The 23,897-nt window shown below is 61.8% G+C and carries 20 protein-coding genes and 1 tRNA gene; 7 read left to right on the top strand and 14 right to left on the bottom strand.

Going from position 1 to position 23,897, the window contains the following annotated elements; all coding sequences use genetic code 11:
- Positions 1 to 2: 2 nt before the first annotated feature.
- The 6 genes from GVK95_RS14420 to GVK95_RS14445 all read right to left on the bottom strand — a co-directional run bounded on the left by GVK95_RS14420 (position 3) and on the right by GVK95_RS14445 (position 6,579).
- A complete protein-coding gene (locus GVK95_RS14420) occupies positions 3 to 1,430 on the bottom strand; it encodes an aldehyde dehydrogenase family protein (protein WP_159950776.1) in 1,428 nt (475 codons plus the stop codon).
- A gap of 129 nt (positions 1,431 to 1,559) precedes the next feature.
- A complete protein-coding gene (locus GVK95_RS14425) occupies positions 1,560 to 2,846 on the bottom strand; it encodes an FAD-dependent oxidoreductase (protein ID WP_159950778.1) in 1,287 nt (428 codons plus the stop codon).
- A 147-nt stretch (positions 2,847 to 2,993) separates the two neighbouring features.
- Positions 2,994 to 3,686 carry a uracil-DNA glycosylase gene (gene ung / locus GVK95_RS14430; RefSeq protein ID WP_159950780.1) on the bottom strand — a complete coding sequence of 231 codons (693 nt, stop codon included), beginning with the start codon at positions 3,684 to 3,686 and terminating at the stop codon, positions 2,994 to 2,996.
- A gap of 136 nt (positions 3,687 to 3,822) precedes the next feature.
- Positions 3,823 to 5,394, bottom strand: a complete 1,572-nt coding sequence (locus tag GVK95_RS14435) for a GMC family oxidoreductase (RefSeq protein ID WP_159950782.1) — start codon at positions 5,392 to 5,394, stop codon at positions 3,823 to 3,825.
- A gap of 125 nt (positions 5,395 to 5,519) precedes the next feature.
- Positions 5,520 to 6,050 (bottom strand): gluconate 2-dehydrogenase subunit 3 family protein, encoded by a 531-nt coding sequence (locus GVK95_RS14440; RefSeq protein WP_159950784.1) that lies wholly within the window; start codon positions 6,048 to 6,050, stop codon positions 5,520 to 5,522.
- A gap of 133 nt (positions 6,051 to 6,183) precedes the next feature.
- Complete coding sequence (locus GVK95_RS14445) at positions 6,184 to 6,579, bottom strand: VOC family protein (RefSeq protein ID WP_159950786.1); 396 nt, start codon at positions 6,577 to 6,579, stop codon at positions 6,184 to 6,186.
- A 220-nt stretch (positions 6,580 to 6,799) separates the two neighbouring features.
- Between GVK95_RS14445 and GVK95_RS14450 the strand changes: the two genes are divergently transcribed.
- Positions 6,800 to 7,108, top strand: a complete 309-nt coding sequence (locus GVK95_RS14450) for a ribbon-helix-helix domain-containing protein (protein ID WP_159950788.1) — start codon at positions 6,800 to 6,802, stop codon at positions 7,106 to 7,108.
- A 71-nt stretch (positions 7,109 to 7,179) separates the two neighbouring features.
- Here GVK95_RS14450 and GVK95_RS14455 read toward each other — a convergent pair whose 3' ends face one another.
- Positions 7,180 to 8,523, bottom strand: a complete 1,344-nt coding sequence (locus tag GVK95_RS14455) for a dicarboxylate/amino acid:cation symporter (RefSeq protein ID WP_159950790.1) — start codon at positions 8,521 to 8,523, stop codon at positions 7,180 to 7,182.
- Positions 8,524 to 8,767: 244 nt separating this feature from the next.
- Between GVK95_RS14455 and GVK95_RS14460 the strand changes: the two genes are divergently transcribed.
- Together GVK95_RS14460 and GVK95_RS14465 are read left to right on the top strand one after the other, a co-directional pair.
- A complete protein-coding gene (locus GVK95_RS14460) occupies positions 8,768 to 10,630 on the top strand; it encodes an ATP-binding protein (protein WP_244618773.1) in 1,863 nt (620 codons plus the stop codon).
- Positions 10,627 to 11,979, top strand: coding sequence for a sigma-54 dependent transcriptional regulator (locus tag GVK95_RS14465; RefSeq protein ID WP_159950792.1), 1,353 nt, complete (start codon positions 10,627 to 10,629; stop codon positions 11,977 to 11,979). Before GVK95_RS14460 ends, GVK95_RS14465 begins: the two co-directional genes overlap by 4 nt.
- Positions 11,980 to 12,007: 28 nt before the next feature.
- Here GVK95_RS14465 and GVK95_RS14470 read toward each other — a convergent pair whose 3' ends face one another.
- Positions 12,008 to 13,000 carry an Ldh family oxidoreductase gene (locus GVK95_RS14470; protein ID WP_159950794.1) on the bottom strand — a complete coding sequence of 331 codons (993 nt, stop codon included), beginning with the start codon at positions 12,998 to 13,000 and terminating at the stop codon, positions 12,008 to 12,010.
- 32 nt (positions 13,001 to 13,032) lie between these two features.
- Positions 13,033 to 13,803: an HpcH/HpaI aldolase/citrate lyase family protein gene (locus tag GVK95_RS14475; RefSeq protein ID WP_159950796.1), complete on the bottom strand. Its 771-nt coding sequence runs from the start codon at positions 13,801 to 13,803 to the stop codon at positions 13,033 to 13,035.
- Positions 13,804 to 13,981: 178 nt separating this feature from the next.
- Between GVK95_RS14475 and GVK95_RS14480 the strand changes: the two genes are divergently transcribed.
- Entirely contained in the window at positions 13,982 to 14,671 is a 690-nt protein-coding gene (locus GVK95_RS14480) for a hypothetical protein (protein ID WP_159950798.1), read from the top strand.
- A 12-nt stretch (positions 14,672 to 14,683) separates the two neighbouring features.
- Here the strand turns inward: GVK95_RS14480 and dgcA are convergent, their stop codons facing one another.
- Complete coding sequence (gene dgcA, locus GVK95_RS14485; protein ID WP_159950800.1) at positions 14,684 to 15,667, bottom strand: N-acetyl-D-Glu racemase DgcA; 984 nt, start codon at positions 15,665 to 15,667, stop codon at positions 14,684 to 14,686.
- Between the two features lie 201 nt (positions 15,668 to 15,868).
- On the opposite strand from dgcA, the gene mnmA reads away from it, so the two are divergent.
- The 3 genes from mnmA (at position 15,869) to GVK95_RS14500 (ending at position 18,148) form a co-directional block, all read left to right on the top strand.
- Positions 15,869 to 17,065, top strand: coding sequence for a tRNA 2-thiouridine(34) synthase MnmA (gene mnmA / locus GVK95_RS14490; protein WP_159950802.1), 1,197 nt, complete (start codon positions 15,869 to 15,871; stop codon positions 17,063 to 17,065).
- A 134-nt stretch (positions 17,066 to 17,199) separates the two neighbouring features.
- Positions 17,200 to 17,276 (top strand) — tRNA-Met (locus GVK95_RS14495).
- 287 nt (positions 17,277 to 17,563) lie between these two features.
- Positions 17,564 to 18,148, top strand: a complete 585-nt coding sequence (locus GVK95_RS14500; protein ID WP_159950804.1) for a transglycosylase SLT domain-containing protein — start codon at positions 17,564 to 17,566, stop codon at positions 18,146 to 18,148.
- A 243-nt stretch (positions 18,149 to 18,391) separates the two neighbouring features.
- Here GVK95_RS14500 and GVK95_RS14505 read toward each other — a convergent pair whose 3' ends face one another.
- The 4 genes from GVK95_RS14505 to serA form a co-directional block, all read right to left on the bottom strand.
- On the bottom strand, positions 18,392 to 19,414 hold the full coding sequence (locus GVK95_RS14505) for a Tim44 domain-containing protein (RefSeq protein WP_159950814.1): 1,023 nt from the start codon (positions 19,412 to 19,414) through the stop codon (positions 18,392 to 18,394).
- 237 nt (positions 19,415 to 19,651) lie between these two features.
- Complete coding sequence (cydB, locus tag GVK95_RS14510) at positions 19,652 to 20,656, bottom strand: cytochrome d ubiquinol oxidase subunit II (RefSeq protein ID WP_159950816.1); 1,005 nt, start codon at positions 20,654 to 20,656, stop codon at positions 19,652 to 19,654.
- A complete protein-coding gene (locus GVK95_RS14515) occupies positions 20,646 to 22,058 on the bottom strand; it encodes a cytochrome ubiquinol oxidase subunit I (RefSeq protein ID WP_159950818.1) in 1,413 nt (470 codons plus the stop codon). Before GVK95_RS14515 ends, cydB begins: the two co-directional genes overlap by 11 nt.
- Before the next feature lie 222 nt (positions 22,059 to 22,280).
- Entirely contained in the window at positions 22,281 to 23,876 is a 1,596-nt protein-coding gene (gene serA / locus GVK95_RS14520; RefSeq protein WP_159950820.1) for a phosphoglycerate dehydrogenase, read from the bottom strand.
- Between the last annotated feature and the right edge of the window lie 21 nt (positions 23,877 to 23,897).

Consider the following 23,897-nt stretch of genomic DNA (forward strand, 5'->3'; position numbering starts at 1 on the left):
TCTCAGCCATCCCAGCCGACGATACCCTTGATTTCCAGGAAATCATGGATAGCCCAATCGGCATATTCCCGCCCGTTGCCCGACTGCTTGTAGCCTCCGAAAGGCGCAAACGTGTCCCACTCGGGATAGTTCAGATACACCGAGCCCGCCCGCATCCGGGCCGCAACCTTTCGCGCATGTTCGATATCGCCGGACTGGACATAGGCAGCCAGACCGTAGACCGTGTCATTGGCAATCGCGATCGCCTGCTCTTCCGTCTCGTAAGGCAGGATCGACAGCACCGGTCCGAAGATTTCCTCGCGCGCAATCGTCATGTCGGGCGACACATGGCCAAAGATCGTCGGGCGCACATAGTAGCCACGATTGAGGTTTTCCGGGCGACCGGGACCACCCGTGACCAGCAGCGCGCCTTCCTCTATGCCCACTTCGATCAGCCGCTGGATCTTGTTGAATTGCGTCTCGCTGACCACCGGTCCCAGAACCGTATCCTCGGCCTGCGGATCGCCGACGATGAATGTCTCGGCTGCATCGCGGGCAAACAGCAGCGCCTCGTCATGCCGGTCGGCCGGCACCAGCATGCGTGTCGGCGCATCGCAGGACTGGCCGGAATTGCCGAAGCAGCCTTCGACGCCCTTGCGCACAGCCGTCTCGAGATCCGCATCCGGCAGGATGATATTGGCCGACTTGCCGCCAAGCTCCTGCGCCACGCGCTTGACCGTGTCTGCCGCGGTCTTGGCAACGATGATTCCGGCCCGGGTCGAGCCGGTAAACGACACCATGTCCACATCCGGATGGCCGGCCATGACCTGGCCGACATCCGGGCCATTGCCGTTGACCATGTTGAACACGCCCTTCGGTGTGCCGGCGGCATCCATGACCTCGGCAAAGATAATGCCCGATATCGGCGCGATTTCCGATGGCTTCAGCACCACGGTGCAGCCAGCGGCAATCGCCGGCGCCACCTTGCAGACGATCTGGTTGAGCGGCCAGTTCCATGGCGTGATCAGCGCGCAGACGCCGATTGGCTCCTTCACCACCATGGTCGAGCCGCGTTTTTCGGAAAACTCGAAGCGTTCGAAGGCGGTGATCGTCGCCTCCAGATGCGCCCGTCCGGCCCAGGCCTGGCTTTCGCGCGCAAACGAAAGCGGCGCGCCCATCTCGCGACTGACAGCGGCAGCAATATCCTCGTAGCGTTCGTTGTAGATCTCCAGGATGCGCTTGAGCAGTGCCAGCCGCTCTGCACGGTCCGTCACAGCAAAGCTCTGGAAGGCCGATTTCGCTGCCGCTACAGCCCGATCGACATCGGTCTTGCTGCCGACGGAAATCTGCGTGAACGCCTCCTCCGTCGAAGGATCGATCACGTCCAGCAAAGCTGGAACCGCCGGGTCCACCCAAGCGCCGTCAATATAGAACTTCAAGTGATTGGACATGGGCACTCCGGAGGGGACATTTCAGGTCATGGCAGGACATGGCAGGCGGGCCTGCACTATTGTCCAAGCCATCACGCTCCGCAAGCTGTCCTGTTCCACCAGATCGGCAATTCCTGATCGGAAAACGGGCTATCGCTCCATCCCGTCGAGCATCCGAGACCAGGCGATCCTGGCGGCCACGCCGACGCGCCGGAACCGATGCAGCGGGATCGGACGGATCGGCGAAACCGGCAGCGGCAACAGGCTCGGATCACCGCTGGCGATATAGTCGGCAAGCGGCGCACCAAGGGCGGCCATCAGCCCGACACCGCGCCCCTGACAGCCGGCAACCATCAGCAATCCCGGCTCTGGCTCATGCAGGTGCGGCAGAGAATCGACGGTCATCGCGACACGGCCGAACCAGCGGCGCTCGATCGGATGCCCCTCAAGCACCTGATAGAGACGCGTCAATGCCCGCTCGAGATGCTGCCAGTCCTGCGGGCCTGCCGGCGCCCGCATCGGACCCCGCCCGCCGAGCACAAGCCGGTTGTCGGGGCTCTTGCGAAAATAGACGAGGATGCGGCGGCTATCGGACACCGCCTGCCCGTGTGGCAGGATGATGTCGTCAAGGCTTGCCGGCAGAGGCGCCGTGGCGATCTGGAAAGAATGCAGCCAGACGAGGCTTTGCGCCAGCCCGGGAACCAGCGCATCGGAATAGGCATTGGTCGCAACCAGAACCTTGGTTGCACGAACCTCGCGGTCGCCGGCCATCGTGATCCGCCAACCGCCGTCATCGCGCCGCAGGCTCGTCGCCCGCTGATTGCAGACAATACCAACGCCCTGGTCTACGGCAAGCCGCGCCAGTTCGAAGACGAAGGCAAGCGGATCGATCGTGCCGGCCCTGCGGTCCAGCCAGCCGCCCCTGTAGCCTTTGGCCCCGGTGAGCAAGGCGACTTCCGCGTCATTGAGCAGGGTCACGTCGGCGCCGTGTGCCCGCCATTGCCGATTGCGTTGGGCAACCGCTGCCATTGCCGTCTCGGTATGGGCCGCCTGGATCCAGCCCGTGCGACAGTGGGGCACATCAAGCTTCTCATCCGAGATCAGGTCGAAGAGGGCATCGGCCGTACCAGCCGAAAACTCGGTCAGTCGCGCGCCGCGTTCACGCCCAAGCATTGCGACCAGCGCTTCCGGGTCAAACTTCAGACCCGGGATCACCTGCCCGCCATTCAGGCCAGAGGCACCCTCGCCCAGACTGGCCGCTTCGATCACCTGAACCGACAGTCCGCGCCGCGCCGCGTGAAGCGCAGCAGACAGCCCCTGGATGCCCGCGCCGACAACGACAAGATCGACCGTTGCCTGTGCCGCGACAGATCCGAAATCACCGGAAATAGCTTCGGGCTTGCGCCAGACGGACAGGTTGGCCGGCTCCTCTATCATGAAATATGCCCTGAAAATCGACAGCTGAAAACAAAAGTAAATTGAACTGGAAAATGACGAAAATCAACAATCACCAGACAGCGTCGTTACCATTGTTCCATCGCTGGAACAGCAACGAGCCGTGGTACCAATTTGATCGAGTGAAGACTACGTCTGGTCCGGCAAGCACCAGTCGATCGGCTTCCGGTCATGCTCAGCCAAATAGGCATTGGCCTGCGAGAAATGCCGTGAGCCGAAGAAACCGTTATGCGCCGACAGCGGCGACGGATGCGGCGCCTTCAGCACCAGATGCCGGTTGCGATCGACAAATGCCGCCTTCTTCTGCGCATAGGCGCCCCATAGCATGAAGACGACATGTTCGCAGTCGTCGTTGACCGCGCGAATGACAGCATCGGTAAACTGCTCCCAGCCCTTGCCCTGATGCGAGGCAGCCCGTGCCTCCTCGACCGTCAGCACGCTGTTGAGCAGCAGAACGCCTTGTCCTGCCCAGCTTTCGAGAAAGCCGTGCCGCGCCGGCGGAATGTCGAGATCGGTTTTCAGTTCCTTGTAGATATTGACCAGCGACGGCGGAATGCGCACATCCGGCCGGACGCTGAAGCACAGGCCATGCGCCTGGCCTGCACCATGGTAGGGATCCTGACCGAGGATCACCACGCGAACCTGATCGAGCGGCGTCAGATCGAGCGCGCGAAAATATTCCGGGCCCTTCGGGAAGATGTGTTTGCCCTGGGCCCGCTCGTCGACAAGGAAGGTCTTCAGCGCCTGCATGTAAGGACTTGAGAATTGCGGCGACAGCACGCGTTTCCAGCTCTCGTCCAGTTTGACGTCCGATTCAGTCATAGGAGACCCTGCCCGTGCCGTTACAATCGCCTTGATTGAAGGACGCCGGCTCTGTCTGTCAAGCATGCACAAGATATGTCAGCGACAAGTTGAAGGGGCGGCGCGCGGGCCGCCCCTCCGCACTGACGGGGGGAGGTTAGATCGAGCCTGCTGCCATTTCGGAGGCGATGTGATCCGCCTGCCGGATGGCCAGGGAAACGATGGTCAATGTCGGGTTCTCAGCCGCACCGGTGGTGAACTGGCTGCCGTCCGAGATGAACAGGTTGTTGATATCGTGGCTGCGGCCGAACTTGTTGACCACACCATCCTGCGCCTTCTCGCTCATCCGGTTCGTTCCCAGATTGTGGGTCGAGGGGTAAGGTGGTGTCGGGAAGGTACGGGTCGCCCCGACCGCCTCGTAGATCGCCATGCCCTGCTTGTAGGCGTGATTGCGCATCGCCTCGTCGTTCGGATGGTCGGTGAACCAGACATCCGGGATCGGCATCCCGTATTTGTCCTTGATGTCGCCATGCAGCTTCACCGCATTCTGCTCCTGCGGCATGTCCTCGCCGACGATCCAGAGACCCGCCATATTGGCATACTGGTCCATCGCCGAGGCAAAGGAGCGGCCCCAGCCGCCGGGGTCGAGGAAGGCCGCCATGAACGGAATGCCGAGCGCCAGCGTCTCCAGTTCATATCCGCCCACGAAGCCGCGCGACGGATCATGCTTGGCTTCGTCGCGAATGATGCCGGCCATGGTCGTGCCGCGGTAGAAATGTACCGGCTTTTCGAACACGCCATAAACCGAGCCGGTCGTGTGGCGCATGTAGTTCTTTCCGACCTGGCCGGACGAATTGGCAAGACCATCGGGGAACATCGACGATGCCGAATTCAACAGCAGCCGAGGGCTCTCGATGGAATTGCCGGCCAGACAGATGATCCGCGCCTTCTGGCTGTGCAGCTTGCCGTCCTTATCGGCATAGACCACGGCGGTCACCTTGCCGGTGGCATCATGTTCGATCTTGACGACATGCGCATTCGGCCGGACCTCGAGCTTGCCGGTTGCCTCGCCCTTGGGGATTTCAGTGTAAAGCGTCGACCATTTGGCGCCCCATTTGCACCCCTGGAAGCAGAAGCCTGTCTGCTGACAGCTCATCCGGTCGTCGCGATCGGCCGAATTGATCGCCATGTTGCCGGTGTGACATTCCTTGTAGCCCAGCTTGTCGGCGCCGGCCTTGAGGATCTTGAAGTTGCTGTTGCCCGGCAGGCCCTCGATGCCGTTGGTCCGGGTCACGCCCATCTTGTCCTCGGCCTTGGCATAATACGGTTCGAGATCGGCCAGCGTGATCGGCCAGTCGAGAAGGTTCGCCCCTTCCACCTTGCCGTAGTTGGTCAGCGTCTTGAACTCGTGTTCCTGGATGCGCAGAGATGCCCCGGCCCAATGGGTGGTGGTACCGCCGACAGCCTTGACGATCCAGGCCGGCAGGTTGGGGAAATCCTTGGCCACCCGCCAGCCACCGCCGGTGGTGCGGTTGTCGAGCCAGGCGAGCTGGGAAAAGCTCTCCCATTCGTCATTGATGAAGTCTTCGTATTCGATCCGGCTGCCGGCTTCGAGAATGACGACGTCAATGCCCTTCTGGGCGAGTTCGTTGCCGAGCGTTCCACCGCCCGCACCCGAACCAATGATGACGACCACGCTGTCGTCGTTGAGATCGTAAGGCGCTGCCATGATTTCCTCCCAGAAATGTCAATTCGGCATGTCGAGACTGCGGCGCCACTCCCATCCCATCCGCGATGGGCCTCCTCGGGCGGCGCTGCTGTTTGCAATGCTGTTTTCTGCCGCGTAAGCGGTCTTCAGAGCCACTCGATATCGTCGAAACCGCGCGCGATATAACCGCCCTTGGAATAGGACTCGCCCTCGTAGCCGAAGATCGGCCAGAGTTCCTTCTGGTTATACAGGCTGACCACGAGATCGCCGCGGATCGCCTGGAAGAAGGGCGTTGTCTCGATATCGCGCAGAATGGCGACGCGATCGTCTTCCCAGCCCAGGCCGCGATAGCCAGTTACGCCCGCCCGCTTGTCGAGATCGGCAATGCCGGTCTCGATCAGTTTCTTGTGGGCTTCGTCCTTGCCGGCGCGCTGGTCCTGCCCCTTCACGGCAATCGCATAGAAGCGATCGGCAAGTTGATCATGTGGATAGATGTCGCGGGCAAGCTGGATCAGCGTCGCCATGCTGTCCGGCGTAAGCGCCGTGCTCTCCAGCCCCCAGGCATTGTGCGGGCTGATTACCGCTGTCCCGCTGATCACCAGCGCCGCACCTATGCTGCCGCGCTTCAAAAGCTCGCGGCGCGACATGCCTTTCGTCTTTTCATACACTGTTACCACGTCAGTCTCCTCCCAAAGTCCTGTGGTTATTGGCAGGCGGTTCCTCCGGCCTGCATCGGGCGGCGCGGCAACCGCGCGACCCGCTGTCGAAACGGTGCCCGGCTTGGTCCTCCAACCCAGCCGGACTTGGCCGTCATTTGTACCGGCCGTGACGCTGCAAGACCTCGATCTTGTAGCCGTCGGGATCGGTCGCAAAGAAGAAGCGGGCCAGCAGCGCGCCATTGCGGTTGAAATCGACGATCTTTCCCGGATTGAGCCCGAGATCGGCAAATCGCTGATGCTCGCTCTCGAGATCGCTGACCGAAACGGCAAGGTGACCGTAGCCATCGCCCAGATTGTAAGCGTCTGTGCGGCCCTTGTTGACCGTCAGCTCCAGCTCGAATTCGCTCTCGTCATTGCTGAGATAGATCAGCGTGAAAGTGTCGAAATCCAGCCTTTCGGCGACCAAAAGCCCAAAGGCTTTCTGGTAGAACTCAACGGACCGTGCCTCGTCGAGCACACGCACCATCGAATGGATCATCTTGGCCAAGTCAAACTCCTGCATCTGCACCAAATCATGCAATGTTCAGAGTGTGCTACCGGGAAGCCCGGTGCGGGTAGCAGCCCATTACCGCATCGCCGATTTTACCGGTTGCCGAGCAGAATTCCGCACCGATCTGACAAGCACTTATGAGAAAGATCGAAATTGACCCCCGTGCGCGCCGGTCGCATACTATGCGTCAAAACAAGAAACGATGGAGGAAATAGGCATGTGTGAGGTTTTCGCCGGACAGGATCCCGCCCGCTATCGCGCCGTCAACCGATCGGTGCGCATTGGCGGCCATTCGACCAGCATCCAGATCGAAGCGGCCTTCTGGGATCTCATCGATGAGATTGCCGCCGGCCAGTCGCTGTCGACGTCGCGTTTCCTGTCGACACTTTACGACGAGGCGCTGGACATCAACGGGCAGGTCAGCAATTTCGCCTCCCTGCTGCGCACGAGCTGTCTGATCTATCTGATGGGCAAGGCGCAACATCCGGAAAGCCCACCGCAGTTTCACATCATCGCGGCCGAATAAGAAAAAAGCGCGGCCCGGAGAACCGGACCGCGCCTTGATTTCGGCAAACCGTCTTGGGTCGGTGCCGAATATTACTCTGCTGCCTGCAACTGCGGCTGCAACACCGGCTGCGCGGCCTCTTCCTCGAGCACCTTGCCGCCGAGCGCTGCATGGAAGAGACTCTCGTCGAGTTCGCCTTCCCAGCGGGCGACAACCACGGTCGCGACCGCATTGCCGATGAAGTTGGTCAGTGCCCGGCATTCCGACATGAAACGATCGATGCCGAGGATCAGCGCCATACCGGCAACCGGCACGGAAGGAACGACGGACAGGGTTGCCGCCAGCGTGATGAAGCCAGCGCCGGTGATACCGGCAGCGCCCTTCGAGCTCAGCATGGCAACGGCCAGAAGCAGGATCTGGTCACCGAGCGGCAGATGAATGTCCGTCGCCTGGGCGATGAACAGCGCGGCCAGCGTCATGTAGATATTGGTGCCGTCGAGATTGAAGGAATAGCCGGTCGGTATGACCAGACCGACGACCGAGCGCTTGCAGCCGGCCTTTTCCATCTTGTTCATCAGGCCCGGCAAGGCGGCTTCCGAAGACGAAGTGCCGAGCACCAGCAGCAGTTCTTCCTTGATGTAGCGAATGAGCGCAAAGATCGAGAAGCCGTTGTACTTCGCCACCGCGCCGAGCACCACGACCACGAACAGGAACGAGGTCAGATAGAAGGTGCCGATCAGCATGGCGAGATTGGTCACCGAGGCAATGCCATACTTGCCGATGGTGAACGACATCGCACCGAAGGCACCGATCGGCGCTGCCTTCATCAGGATTGCAACCAGCTTGAAGATCGGGGCAATGACGGCATGCAGGAAGTCGGTGACCGGCTTGCCACGCTCGCCGACCAGGGCCAGCGAAATGCCGAACAGGATCGAGAAGAACAGCACCTGCAGGATATCGCCATCGGCAAACGCGCCGACGATCGTTGTCGGGATGATGTTCATCAGGAAGCCGATGATCGTCGAATCATGCGCCTTGGCGGTATAGGTCGCGACGGCGGCTGCATCCAGCGATGCAGGATCGATATGCATGCCGGCGCCTGGCTGCACGACATTGGCGACGATCAGGCCGACGACCAGCGCCAGTGTCGAGAAGGTCAGGAAATATAGCATCGCCTTGCCGGCGACGCGGCCGACCTTCTTCATGTCCGACATGCCGGCAATGCCGGTCGCGACCGTCAGGAAGATCACCGGCGCGATGATCATCTTGACCAGCTTGATGAAGGCATCGCCGAGCGGCTTCAACTGCGTGCCGATTTCCGGATAGAAATGGCCGAGCAGGATACCGGCTACGATGGCCGCCAGAACCTGGACATAGAGATGTTTGTAAAAGGGCTGCTTGCCCTGGGGCGCATGGCCCATGGCTTCGATCTGCATGCTGTCCTCCGTTGTCGCCCCTGTCGGAACACGTTCCGGCCTCCCGGGCACTGCGATAGTGAGTGAAACACGGGGCGAACCCCGTTCCACTTACATCAGCAAGGCATGTGCCACTTGCGACAGACGCGACCAATATACTGATATCGTTGAGTAAAAATTCAATTTTCAGATTCGATTAACTCAAGTCGTGCGGATACCCGCACACGACACTTGGCAAAACGTGCGGATTGACGCACAATTCGACATGACCTCAACCACGCCATCGTCACCGGATGTGCCAGCAGCCTCCGTCAACAGCCGAGCAGTCTGGCTGGCCTTCCTGCTGCTGTCGCTAGTTGCACTCGCGGGCAGCCTGTTCTTCGCCGGCGACGCTGGCCTGCGCAGTGCGGTGGCAAGCCTCGCCGAGGATGTAACCGATGACGCAGAACTGAAACGGGCACTCCTGCAGGCAACGCTCGAACGCCCCCGCGCGCTGCCGCTGGTACTGGCTGCAGACATGCAGGTCAGCGACGCGCTGGCCAACCCGACGGCCGAAGCCGTTGCAGGCCTGAACAGGAAACTCGAAGCGCTGGTTCTCGGCACGAAAACTGCGGTCATCTATGTCGTCGGTCGCGATGGCATCGCGATCGCGGCCAGCAACTGGCAAGAGCCCGACAGTTTTGTTGGCAATGATTATAATTTCCGCGAATATTTTACGCGTGGCATGGCTCTGGGGCGCGCCGAGCAATATGCCCTGGGCAATGTCAGCAAGCGGCCCGGCCTCTATCTGTCGCAACGCGTTGGCGATGAAAGCGGCGCCACTGTTGGCATCGTCGTCGTCAAGGTCGAGTTCGATGTCCTGGAGCGCGACTGGGGCAAGACCGGCAGGTCAACCTTCGTCACCGACAACCACGGCATCGTGCTGATCACCAGCCGGCCGGAATGGCGCTTCCTCAGCACGGATGACATCCCCCCGCAGGAACGGATTGCCGTGCGCGCAAGTCTGCAATTTGGCGAGGCGTCGCTGGAGGCGCTGCCAGTCTGGCAATTGCTGGATCTCGATGGTCACCACATGGTGTCGACCGAGCCGGGCGACGGCATGCCGCAACAGCCGCATATGTCCGTGACCCTGGATGTGCCGGGCACGCCGTGGAAGATGCATGTCTTCGCGCCTGCCGCAGATGTCATGACTGCGGGTATCTGGCAGGCGCGGCTCGCCGCGCTCGTGGTTGTTCTCCCGCTGATCGCGCTGGCAGCCATCCTGCTCTATCGTCGAGACAGGGCAATGCGCCGCCAGGAAGCCGAGCGTGCCGCCCGCAACGATCTGGAACGCAAGGTCGCCGCCCGGACAAGCGAGCTGACGATCGCCCGCGACCATCTCCAGACCGAAATCGGCGAGCATCGCTCGACGGAGACACGTTTGCAGACCGTCCAGCATGAACTCGTTCAGGCCAACCGGCTGGCCATCCTCGGTCAGGTGGCCGCCGGTGTTGCCCATGAGATCAACCAGCCGGTCGCAACAATCCGCGCCTATGCCGACAATGCAAACACGTATCTCTCCCGGGGAGAAACCGCGCCGGCATCAGAAAACCTGAACTCCATCAGCGCATTGACCGACCGCATCGGCGCCATCACCAACGAGTTGCGCGGCTTCGCCCGGAAAGGCCGTGCCGCCGCCGAACCCGTCGCCTTGAAAACCGCCGTGGACGGCGCGCTGCTGCTCTTGCGCAGCCGCTTCGCCGGCAGCCTCGACATGCTGAAGGTGCAGATGATCCCCGAAGGCGTCACTGTCTCGGCCAACCGCATCCGCTTGGAACAGGTGCTGATCAACCTGCTGCAGAATGCGCTGGAAGCCGTGGATGGCCGCGCCGACGGTCGCATCGTCGTCAGCCTTGCCCCCGCAGGCACTGACGAGGTGGCGATTGACATCGCCGACAACGGACCGGGCATCCCGCCGGCGGTCCTGGAAAACCTGTTCACCCCGTTCAACACCTCCAAGGACAGCGGCCTCGGTCTGGGTCTTGTCATCTGCAAGGACATTGTCAGCGACTACGCAGGCCGCATCGGCGTCGACAGCACGCCTGCCGGAACCACCTTCACCGTCACCCTGAAGCGTGTCGGCCGATGAACAAAGGCACGAACATCATCCTCGTCGACGACGATACGGCTCTGCGGCACGCGACCCGCCAGACGCTGGAGCTTGCCGGTTTCACCGTCCGCGACGTTCCGTCTGCAAGCCAGGCTTTCGCCCTGCTTTCACCCGACCTCGATGCCGTCGTCGTCAGCGACATCCGCATGGCCGGCATGGATGGCCTGGAACTGTTCTCCCGGATCAAGGCACTCGATCCGGAATTGCCGGTCCTGTTGATCACCGGCCATGGCGACATAGACATGGCAGTGCGGGCCATGCAGAACGGCGCCTATGATTTCATCGCCAAGCCGTTTGCCGCCGACCGCCTCGTACAGAGTGTCAGCCGCGCCGCGGACATGCGCCGGCTGGTGATCGAGAACCGCAGGCTGCGCAAGGCAGCCGAGGCAAGCCAGGACGACCTGCCGCTGATCGGCCAGACGCCGGCCATGGAACATCTACGCCAGACACTGCGCCAGATCGCCGACACCGATATCGACGTGCTGGTCGCCGGCGAGACCGGCAGCGGCAAGGAGGTCGTCGCCACGCTCCTGCACCGCTGGAGCCGGCGCAACCGCGGCAATTTCGTCGCGCTCAACTGCGGCGCTCTGCCGGAAACCGTGATCGAGAGCGAATTCTTCGGCCATGAGGCAGGCGCCTTTACCGGTGCCCAGAAGAAACGCATCGGCCGTATCGAACATGCAAGCGGCGGCACGCTGTTTCTCGACGAAATAGAAAGCATGCCGCCGGCAACCCAGGTCAAGATGCTGCGCGTCCTGGAAATGCGCGAAGTCACACCCCTTGGCATCAACGAGGTGCGACCGGTCGATCTGCGTGTCGTGGCCGCCGCCAAGGTCGACCTCGGCAATCCGGCCGAACGGGGCGATTTTCGCGAGGATCTCTATTACCGGCTCAACGTCGTCACCGTCTCTATCCCGCCGCTCCGGGAACGCCGCGCCGACATTCCGCTTTTGTTTTCGCATTTCACCGCCCGCGCCGCCGAACGCTTCAAGCGCGATGTGCCGGCCCTGACCGGCGACATCGCCCGCCACCTCGACACCCACGCCTGGCCCGGCAATGTCCGAGAGCTTGCCCACTATGCCGAACGCATCGTGCTCGGCATCACGCCGCCGCCGCAGGCAATATTGGAACCATCGGGCGCAACTGAAGGCCTCAGCCTGCCGGAACGCATCGAGCATCACGAAGGCAATCTGATCCGCCAGGCTTTGCGCGACAACGATGGCGATGTGCGAAGGACGCTGGACGCCCTCGGCATCCCGCGCAAGACCTTCTACGACAAGCTGCAGCGCCATGGCATCAACCGCAACGACTACACCGATCCGGACTGATGTCGCACGCTGGTCTGGACAGCAAAACTCAAGCGATAGCTTCGATTGCCGCGATCACATCGTCCTCGATCTCGATGCCCTCGGCACCGGCTGTGCGCGACAGGCCCTGTCCGCGACGGCCGGGAATGCGCACGCCCTCCTGTGCGCCGATCTCGTCGGCCAGCAATGCCAGCCGGTCGAACACGCCGGAACCGCCGGTCGCGGTGGCATCGATGGCGATGATCGTCTGGCCGAGCGCCACCGGTGGCCCCTTGTCGTCAAACAGCGACGAGGCCTCGAAGGCATAGTTCGCCCCGGTAATGCCGGCCGACAGGATCTCCACCATCATCGCCAGTGCCGCACCTTTGGCACCGCCGAGCGGTGCCATCATGCCGGTCATCGCAACTTCCGCATCGGTGGTCGGATTGCCGTCGAGGTCGAATGCCCAATCGTCGGGAATGGCCTCGCCCTTTTGCCGCGCCGCCATGATCTTGCCGCGCGCCACCTTGGAAATCGCCAGATCGACGGTGATCGGATCGCCGCCAGCGATCGGCACCGAAAACGCGATCGGATTGGTGCCATACAGCGCTTTCTTGCCGCCCCAGGGAGCGATCGACGCCGGTGCATTGGCAAACATCATCGCGGCCAGCCCCTGTTCGGCAAACCGCTCGACCGTCAGCCCCATCACGCCGGCATGATGCGAACGATAGATCGAGGCAATCGCAATGCCCTGTGCCTTGGCGATCGCCGGCAACTCGGCCACCGCCAGATCCAGCGCCGGATAGGCAAACCCATTCATCGCATCGATCGCAAGTACGGACGGGCGCGGCCTGACCGCACGCGGTGCAACGCGCCCATCGACCTTGCCGGCCTTGGCCTGCGCCGAATAGGCCGGCACGCGCCGCAGCCCGTGGCCGCCCTGGCCGGCGGCCTCGGCACTGACCAGTGCGCGGGCGACCGATGCGGCATTGTCGGCATCCACGCCGGAGCGCGTGAGGGCGCCGACCACAAGGGACTGCGCGGCATCAAGAGAAAGCTTCATTGAAAATCCATTTGACGATCTTGGGAGAAGGATCAGCCGCGCATGGCATCGGCAAGCGTGGCGGCTGCCTTGGCGAGCAAGCCGACATCGGTTGCCTGGGCGAAGAACCGGATACCGGCCTTGCGGGCCATGGCGAGCATGGCAGCATCGCCGGACATGATGCCAGCCGGCTTGCCCGCCGCGACGATCTTGCCGATCAGCGTTTCGACGGCCGCCATCACCGCCGGATGCGTGGCATGGCCGCGATAGCCCATGTCGGCCGCAAGGTCGGCCGGGCCGATCAGCACGGCATCCACGCCCGGCTTGGCAAGGATGGAATCCGCATTCTCGATACCGAGGCGACTTTCGATCTGGGCGATGAGACATATTTCGGCATTGGCGGTCTCGGCATAGTCGGCAATGCGCCCGAAATCGGAGGCACGCCCCAGGCTCGCGCCCATGCCACGCACACCCTCGGGCGGATAACGCAGCGCCCTGACCAGTTGCTCGGCCTGTTCCGCCGTCTCGACCATCGGGATCATCAGCGTCTGCGCACCGATGTCGAGCGCCTGCTTGATCAGCCAGGTCTCGCCGACCGGAAGCCGCACGACCGGATGGGCCGGATGGCGAGCAACGGCTGCGAGTTGCGCCGCGATCAGCGGAATATCATTCGGGCCATGCTCGCCGTCGATCAGGATCCAGTCGAAACCTGCCCCTGCACAGACTTCCGCCACATGCGGACTGGCCAGTGCCACCCAGAGCCCGACAAGGACCTCGTCATTTTCGAGGAGTGCGGTCTTGAAGCTGTTCTTCGGGGCGGGCATCGGCATTCTCCTGCACGGCTCAGGCTTGGAACGAACGGGGGATCGATAGGATGCGCCGCAGCAGCCGACCACCGCAAGGCCCAATCGTCACGTATCGGTACGCAAGCAGCAGCCTTTCGGTTGAACCCTGGTCCGGCCACATGGTACGGGAGCGCATCATTCCGCCACGAGGTCTGCCATGCTTCCCTGGATCCAGCTCGACACGGCCGCAATTCCCGGCGGCAGTGAACTGCGCCTGAAACAGCGCGGCACCGAATTCTCCATCATGCTTGGCACCAACGAGCTGATGAACAGCCGCCTCAGTGGCTCCGAAGAGGCGCTCGCCACCCTCGCCTTCGAACGCATCGCGGGCCACACGCGTCCGCATATCCTGATCGGCGGCCTTGGCATGGGCTTCACCCTGCGCGCGGCGCTTGCCATCCTGCCTGAAGATGCGAAGGTCACGGTTGCCGAACTGGTGCCGGGCGTCGTTGAATGGGCACGCGGCCCGATGGCGGAAATCTATAAGGGCAGCCTCGATGATCCGCGCGTCACCATTCATGTCGGCGATGTCGGAGCCCTGATCGCGAAGTCGCGCGACACGTTTGATGCCATCATGCTCGACGTCGACAATGGCCCGGACGGCCTGACCCGCGAAGAGAACGACAGCCTCTATGATTTCGACGGCCTGCGCGCCTCCAAGGCCGCCTTGCGCAAGAACGGCGTGCTCGCCGTCTGGTCGTCCGGTCCCGATCCCCGCTTTACCAAACGCCTCCGCGATATAGGCCTCGCTGCGGAGGAAGTCCCGACCCGCGCCAGCCGCAAGGGTGGCGGGGCAAAACACATGATCTGGCTTGCAGTCAACGGTGCCGCGACAGCCAGGCGCTGAGGCTGCGGTGCATTACCCCCACAGCTCGGTCGGCGGCACCTGCATCGTCGAGCCGTCGTAGACAATCGCCGCATCGCGATCCTTCGCCAGCAGCAACGGCCCGTCGAGATCGACGAAAGCCGCCCCCTGCCCCACCAGGAAGGCGGGCGCCATCGCAAGCGAAGTGCCGACCATGCAGCCGATCATGATTTCGAAACCGGAGACCACCGCTGCATCGCGCATCAAAAGCGCCTCGGTCAGGCCACCGGTCTTGTCGAGTTTGATGTTGACCGCATCATATTTGCCTTTCAGCGCATCCAGCGAATGGCGATCATGGCAGCTCTCGTCGGCGCAGACGGGCAGCACCCGTTCCAGCCCGAACAGCGCATCGTCGGCACCGGCCGGAAACGGCTGCTCGACCAGCGTCACGCCAAGCTTCAGCAACACCGGCGCCAGCGCCTTGTATTGATCCAGCGTCCAGCCCTCGTTGGCATCGACGATGATCGCCGAACGCGGCGCGCCTGCACGAACGGCTTCGATCCGCTCGATATCGCCCTCGCCACCCAGCTTGACCTTCAAAAGCGGCCTGCCCGCCTCGCGCTCGGCCGCTACCCGCATGCTGGCCGGCGATCCGAGCGACAGTGTATAGGTGGTCTGCAGAGCCATCGGTTCGCCAAGACCCGCCAGTTGCCAGACGGCCCGGCCCGCCCGCTTGGCCTCGAGATCCCAGAATGCGCAATCGAGTGCGTTGCGGGCCGCTCCGGGTTCCAGCCGCGACTGCAATCCGATGCGATCGAGCCCATCGGCAATCTCTTCCGACAGCGCTGCTACCGCCTCGACCACACCCTCGACCGTCTCACCATAGCGCGCATAGGGCACGCATTCCCCGCGTCCGATATACGGACCATCGGTGAGCGTCACCGTCACCACCCTGGCTTCGGTCCGCGACCCACGCGAGATGGTGAAGGCACCGGCAATCGGAAAGATCTCGGGGTTAACGGTGAGCATGACGGACATGGTGCTATGGTCTCCTCGGCGCTTTCGCCCTTGCTGCAAGGCTTTGTGCGAATCAGCGCTCTTGCATGAAGGGGCATTCCTTTCTATATCCCTCAACAATCGGACCGGTATCGGCAAATGGGCTTACCCCCTTTGGAATATGCCCTGATCCCGCAGAGTTGCGGTGACAAACGGTCTTTCGAACGCACAGAGACGAAGCCCGTGAACACGCTGGATTTTGACAAGAGACCGGAAGATACGCGCGTTGTCGTCGCCATGTCGGGCGGCGTCGACTCCTCCGTCGTGGCCGGCATCCTGAAACGCCAGGGCTATGACGTGCTCGGCATCACGCTGCAGCTCTACGATCATGGCGCCGCCGTTCATCGCGCCGGCTCCTGTTGCGCCGGCCAGGATATCGACGATGCGCGCCGCGTCTGCGAAACGCTCGGCATTCCCCATTACGTGCTCGACTACGAACAGCGTTTCCGCGACACGGTGATCAACCCGTTCATGGAAAGCTATGTCGCCGGCGAAACGCCGATCCCCTGCGTTGCCTGTAACCAGACCGTCAAGTTTGCCGATCTCCTGGCGACGGCACGAGAACTCGGTGCCGACGCGCTGGCAACCGGCCACTATATCCGCTCCAAGTCGGTGCCCTTGGCCAACGACCCGAACCATCGTGCCTTATTCCGCCCGATCGACAACGAGCGCGACCAGAGCTACTTCCTGTTTGCCACCACCCAAGAACAGATCGACTACCTGCGCTTTCCGCTTGGCCATCTGTCCAAGGCGGAGACCCGGGCGCTCGCCGAAGACATGGGCCTCGTCGTCGCCAAGAAGGCTGACAGCCAGGACATCTGTTTTGTACCGCAGGGCAAATATGCCGATATCATCAACAAGCTGAAGCCGAATGCGGCTTTGGCCGGCGACATCGTGCATCTGGATGGCCGGGTGCTTGGTCAGCACGAAGGCATCCTGCATTACACCATCGGCCAGCGAAAGGGCCTGGGCGTTGCCACCGGCGATCCACTTTATGTCGTCTATCTCGACGCCCGCTCGCGCCGCGTCATCGTCGGCCCGAAGGAAGCGCTGGAGACGCATCGCGTCTATCTGCGCGACATCAACTGGCTTGGCGACTTCACCCTTGAGGAAGAAGCGGCGAGCGGTTTTGCCTGCTTCGCCAAGGTCCGGTCCACTCGCCCGCCGACACCGGCGGTCCTGCATGCAGACGCAACCGGCGTCTATGTCGATCTGGAGATCGGCGAAGCCGGCGTCGCCCCCGGCCAGGCCTGCGTGCTCTATTCCGCCCCCGGACCCGATGCCCGCGTCTATGGCGGCGGCTTCATCGAGCGCTCGGCCCGCTCGGAAAGCGCGGATGCCGCGCTGAAGGCACTTTTGGCAAGCCCGGTCGCGGCTTAAGGCCGGGAAAGAAAAAGGCAGTGAAAGCAGAGTTCTTTTTGCTTTCACTGCGCTTGACTTTGGTCAGAGCAACGCCTTATAAGCCGCCCAACGCTTCGGACGGCGGGCCGCAAAAGCCAATGATCCGAATGTGTGGCGGGATAGCTCAGGTGGTTAGAGCGTGGGATTCATAACCCCAAGGTCGGCGGTTCAAGTCCGCCTCCCGCTACCAAATTTCTCAAATACAAATTAGCAAGATCAACGGTGCGATCCGGTTCGCGGCCATCGACGAAGTGTATGCACTTTGCAAATGCGCCAAGCTTCCCGGCTGGCGCGGCGCGTCAGGAGCTGACATTTCACCACACGCACGCAAGTCTGCGCACCCGCCAAGCCACGATCATGGCCGCACAAACGGCTATCCGCCATCACCATTTCCGGTGATGTGAGATCCAGTGTGTTAAGAAAACCTTTCGTTAAATTTTAGGTAATAAACTGAGCCTGACGAAGCGAGGTTTAGTTATGCGTACCGCTGTTGTTTCCGCCATTGGCGTCATGCTGATGCTGTCGGCCTGTGCCAAGCCCCCGAGCCAGACTCGCAATGCCTGCGCGATCTTCGAGCAGCGCGACGGGCTGTTCAACAACTGGCGCAGTGCCGCGCAAAAGGCCGAGCGGGAATATGGCGTTCCGGTGCCGATCCTGATGGCGACGATCTATACGGAATCGAGTTTCCGCGCGACGGCGCGACCGCCACGCAAGAAGCTCCTCGGCTTCATCCCGTGGAAACGCCAGTCGAGCGCCTACGGCTATTCGCAGGCACTCGACGGCACCTGGGAGCGCTACCAGCGCGAAACCGGCCGCTGGGGCGCCCGCCGCACCGATTTCGGCGATGCCATGCAGTTCATCGGCTGGTATCACCGCGAGAGTGCGTCGAAGACCGGCATCCCGCTGAACGACCCCTACAAGCTCTATCTCGCCTATCATTCCGGCCAGGCTGGATATCTGCGCGGCGCCTACAAGAACCGCCCGGAAGCCCTAAACGGCGCCAAGCGCTTCACCAGCATCACCTATACCTATGCGTCACAGCTGAAGCAGTGCCCGGACTGAGGTGCAGCCATCTTACTCTATAGGGAAGGCCCCTCACCCTGCCCTCTCCCCGCAAGCGGGACGAGGGGATGACAACGCTGTGGCGCATTTCTTCTCCCCGCCTGCGGGAAGAGGGTCCCGGCAGGGGGATGAGGGGGAGACCGCACGACCGGACAAAGCCCAGCAATCTGATAACAGCGCAAAACAAAAGAGGCAGGGCGCCGGTGCCCTGCCTCTTCTCATTCTGCACCGATAGCTGAACGCTTATTCGTACTGCGCAACAGCCTGAATGGCCGAGATTTGCCAATCCGCACCGGGGCGGCGGACGAAGGTCCAGATCTCGGTCGATTCCGACGGGTTGTGGTCGTCGCCATTGATCAGCTTGCCGCTCTGGCGATCGACGACATAGTCGATGCTCTCATAACGCATGGCGACCGTCGCATAATCGACATCGCCCTCGCGCCAGGATTCAGACACATCGCCCTGCACCAGATGCACGTCGCGCACCTCGTTCTTGACACCCTTGGTGGCATTTTCGCTGAGTTCCTCGGCGAGATAGGACATGGCTTCCGGCGTGGTGATCCGGCGAAGCGCGCTGTAATCCTCGCGTGCATAACCCGCCTGCATCTGCTGCAGCAGCGTCTCGAAATATTCGAGATCTTTCTGGGCAATGCCGATCTCGTCGGTCTGGCCCGGCTTTGCAACCGAAGCAGGCGCAACCGATCCACCACCGATGCGCGGGATCTGGAACGACGAACCGCTCGACGGTCCCTGCTCCCCGCGCGCATCATTGCGCGCCATGCCACCGAAGCCGGCGCTATTGCCACCATTCGGGCCACCCGAATAGGACGGCTGGCGGTTGGCGAACATGCGCATGGCAAAGCGGATCAGGAAGAAGATCAACACACCCTGCAACAGCAGGCCGAGGAAACCGAAGCCACCGCCGAAGCCCGAGCCCATCAGCATGCCGAACAGGCCGCCCATCAGCAGACCGCCCATCAGACCACCGGCAAGACCGCCGAACAGGCCGGGACGCTGGCCATTGCGGGTCTGCGCTGCGGTCTGGCTCGCACCCGGCTGCGTCGCATTGGTGCGCGGCGTCATGGTACGCTCGATCGGAGCTGCCGTTGTCGGCGCCGTGCGCGTGGCTGAGGGCGCGCTGAACGTGCGCGTTCCGCGACTGCCGAAGCCACCACTTGCCCGTCTCGCCTCGGCGAAATCGACGGCCATCAGCGTGACCATCAAACCAAGTGCGAGAGATGCAAAAATCTTACCGTAACGCCGCATCGCGTTTCCTACCCCTTTGTTATGATTCTGAAGGCTTTTACGCCCTTGGGCTAACATATGGAGATCGCCCAGCCTCTTTTGAAGGCCGGGCGGTCATATTTCCAATCAAAACAATGTCAGCTCGTCAGGCACCCAGCCAGATCTTGATGATGCCACCGACAATCGTGATGCTCACGACGCCGGCGAGCCAGAGCCCGACGAACCACAGAAGTCGCGATGTCATCGTGCCCTTCTGCATCAGTGATAACCCTCATCCGGATTGAGCTTGCCCCGGAAAACCCAATACGCATAAGCCGTGTAGCAGAGGATCATCGGCACCAGCACCACGGCCCCGACCAACAGGAAGGCAAGGCTTTCATCCGGTGCCGCAGCCTCCCAGATCGTCAGAGACGTCGGCACGATATAGGGATAGAAGCTGATCCCGATGCCGACATAGCCGAGCACAAAGAGACCGAGCGACGCCAGAAAAGGCTGCACATCCCGCCCCTGCTTCAGCCCGGAAATGATCAGGTAGAGGCACCCCAGCACGAGCAGCGGCACGATGACGGAAAAGATCATCGTCGGAAATCCGAACCAGCGGTCGAGATAGAGCGGCTCGAGAAACGGCGTCCAGAGACTGAAGACGCCCATGGCGCCAACCGTGGCGAACGCCAGTTTGAACGCAAAGCCCCGGCTTCTCTCTGCCAGATGGCCTTCGGTTTTCAACACCAGCCAGGTCGCCCCGAGCAGGCCATATCCGATCACCAGCGCAACGCCGGTCGCCAGCGAAAACGGGGTGAGCCAATCCCACCAGCCGCCCGAATAGGCCCGGTCGGTGACCGGAATGCCCTGCACCAGCGCTCCGAGTGCCACACCTTGGGAAAAGGCTGCAACGATCGAACCGCCGGTAAAGGCCCAGTTCCACAGATATTCGGCCCGGTTGGTACGCCAGCGATATTCGAAGGCGACGCCGCGGAAGATCAGGCCAAGCAGCATGATGATCAGCGGCGCGTAGAGCGCAGGCAGGATCGTCGCATAGGCGAGCGGAAAGACGGCAAGCAGCCCCCCGCCGCCCAGCACCAGCCAGGTCTCGTTGCCGTCCCACACGGGCGCCACCGAATTCATCATCAGATCCTTGTCGTGCTTCTCGGGGAAGAACGGAAACAGGATGCCGACGCCGAGGTCGAAGCCGTCAAGGATGACATAGGCAAGCACGGCAAAGGCGATGATGCCGGCCCAGATGAAGGGAAGATCAATGGCCATGTTTGCCTCCATGATGACCGGTCTGTGCCGCTGGTGTGATGCCGGAGGTTCGGATAGGACCATCGTCGAGATCCGGCATCGGATCGCGCGGCAGGCGAGCCATCAGCCTGAGAATGTAGAAGGTCCCTGCCCCGAAGACGATGAAATAGACAATGACGAAGGCGATCAGCGAAGCGGCAACTGCCGGGGCTGCGATCGGCGAGATGGAATCCGCCGTCAGCAGGTGGCCGTAGACCGTATAAGGCTGACGCCCAACCTCGGTGGTGATCCAGCCGGCCAATACGGCGACGAAGCCGGAAGGTCCCATCAGCAACGCCACCCGATGCATCCAGCGGTTCTCGTGAAGGGTCCCGCGCCAGCGACAGTACAGGCTGAAAAGGCCCACACCGAGCATCGCGAAGCCGATACCGACCATGACGCGGAAAGACCAGAAGACGATTGCGACCGGCGGCTCCTTGTCGTCGGGGACGGTGTCGAGGCCATCAAGCGGCGCATCGAGGTCATGCTTCAGGATCAGGCTCGACAGTTTGGGGATCTGGATCGCATAGTCGATCCGCTTTTCCGCCGTGTTGGGAATGCCGAACAGGATCAGCGGCGCACCGTCCGGATGGCTTTCGAAATGGCCTTCCATCGCCATGACCTTGACCGGCTGGTGTTCCAGCGTGTTCAGGCCATGCGCGTCACCGGCCATGATCTGGATCGGCGCCACGATCGCCGCCATCCACATCGCCATGGAAAACATCACGCCCGCACGGCGCGGCGCGGTGCGCCTCAGCAGATGCCAGGCACCGACTGCGCCAACGACGAAGGCAGTGGTCAGGTAGGCGGCGATGACCATATGCGTCAGGCGATAGGGAAAGGATGGATTGAAGACAATCTTCCACCAGTCGACCGGCACGAACTGACCGACATCGTTGATCGCAAAGCCGGTGGGCGTCTGCATCCAGGAATTGACCGAGAGGATCCATGTGGCCGAGATCAGCGTGCCGAAGGCGACCATCAGGGTTGCAAAGAAATGCAGCCCCGGCCCGACCTTCTGTCGTCCGAACAGCATAACCCCGAGGAAACCCGCTTCGAGGAAGAAGGCCGTCAGAACCTCGTAACCCATCAGAGGTCCGATGACCGGACCCGCCTTGTCGGAAAACACGCTCCAGTTCGTGCCGAACTGGTAGGACATCACGATGCCGGACACGACACCCATGCCGAAGGCGACCGCAAAGATCGTCTTCCAGAAATCGAAGAGCTCGAGATAGACCTTGTCTTTTTTCCACAGATAGAGACCTTCGAGTACAGCGAGATAGCTGGCAAGGCCGATGGAAAAGGCAGGAAAGATGATGTGGAAGGAAACCGTGAACGCGAATTGCGCGCGCGCCAGGATTTGGGCATCGAAGTTCTCAAACATGGTCTATTGCGTCCTTCGTTCCTGGACGGGGAAAATGGTCCCCGCGGGATGATAGAAGTCAAATATACCCTTGCATCACAGGTTCAATGCGACAACCCGCCATGCGTCAGTTCAACGCATATAGTTTTCTTTATGTAATGGATTGCCTGACGACAGCAGCGGAAACGCAATCGGCGCGGGTTTGACCCCGCGCCGTTGGAAGACTTCGATTAACCGAGCCGCTCAGTCGATGTTGAACACCAGCGGTTTCGCCTGCTTGATGGCAGGGTTTGCCGTCAACTGGTCCAGGACCGCCTGTTCGACCGGGCCATCGACATAAAGCAGCGCGATCGCATCGCCGCCTTCCTGGTCGCGGCCAAGCTGGAAGTTGGCGATATTGACCTTGGCATTGCCGAGCGTGGTACCCATGAAGCCGATCATGCCGGGAACGTCGGTGTTCGAAATGTAGATCATGTTGGCGCCGACATCGGCATCCATGTTGATGCCCTTGATCTGGATGAAGCGCGGCTTGCCGTCGGAGAAGACGGTGCCGGCGATCGAGCGGGACTGCTTTTCTGTCGTTACCGTCAGCTTGATGTAGCCGTCATACACGCCCGTCTTGTCACGCTTGACCTCGGAGACGATGACGCCCTTTTCCTTGATCATGATCGGGGCCGAGACCATGTTGACGTCGGCCACCTGCGGGCGGATGAGACCGGCAAGCAGTGCCGATGTCAGCGCCTTGGTGTTCATGCCGGAGGTCACGCCGTCATAGAGGATCTCGATTTCCTTGATCGGGTTTTCGGTCATCTGGCCGGCAAACGAGCCGAGCACGTCGGCAAGCCGGATGAACGGCTTCAGCAGCGGCGCTTCCTCGGCTGTGATCGACGGCATGTTGATCGCGTTCGAGACCGCACCCTTGACCAGATAGTCCGACATCTGCTCGGCGACCTGCAAGGCGACATTTTCCTGCGCTTCCGTGGTCGACGCGCCGAGATGCGGCGTGCAGACGACGTTAGGCAGGCCAAACAGCGGGCTTTCCTTGGCAGGCTCCACCTCGAAAACGTCGAAACCTGCACCGGCGACATGGCCGGACTTGATCGCTTCGGCGAGCGCTGCCTCATCGACCAGGCCGCCACGGGCGCAGTTGATGATGCGCACGCCGGGCTTGGTCTTGGCGAGGTTTTCACGGCCGAGAATGCCGCGCGTCTTGTCGGTCATCGGCACATGCAGGGTGATGAAGTCCGCCTTGGCCAGCAGCTCGTCGAGTTCGACCTTGGTGACGCCCATTTCGCGGGCGCGCTCGTTCGACAGGAAGGGGTCATAGGCCAGAACATGCATGCCAAGGCCGATCGCCTTCTTGCAGACGATACCGCCGATATTGCCGGCACCGATGACACCGAGCATCTTGCCGGTAATTTCGACACCCATGAATTTCGACTTTTCCCACTTGCCGGCCTGGGTCGAGGCATCGGCCTGCGGCAGCTGGCGGGCAACGGCAAACATCAGGGCAATGGCATGTTCGGCCGTGGTGATCGAGTTGCCGAAGGGCGTGTTCATCACGATGATGCCGCGACGCGAAGCCGCCGGGATATCGACATTGTCGACGCCGATGCCGGCGCGGCCGATGACCTTGAGATTGGTCGCAGCAGCGATCAGCTTCTCCGTCGCCTTGGTGGCGGAGCGGATAGCAAGGCCATCGTAGTTGCCGATGATTTCGGCCAGCTTGTCCTTGTCCTTGCCGAGTTGCGGCTGGAAATCGACTTCGACGCCGCGGTCGCGGAAGATCTGGACGGCGGTTTCCGACAGTTCATCGGATACGAGAACGCGAGGTGCCATGACGAGGCCTCCTTGAAAGAG

Origin of the sequence: Rhizobium sp. 18065 (genome assembly GCF_902706095.1) — a bacterium.
Taxonomy (GTDB): domain Bacteria; phylum Pseudomonadota; class Alphaproteobacteria; order Rhizobiales; family Rhizobiaceae; genus Allorhizobium.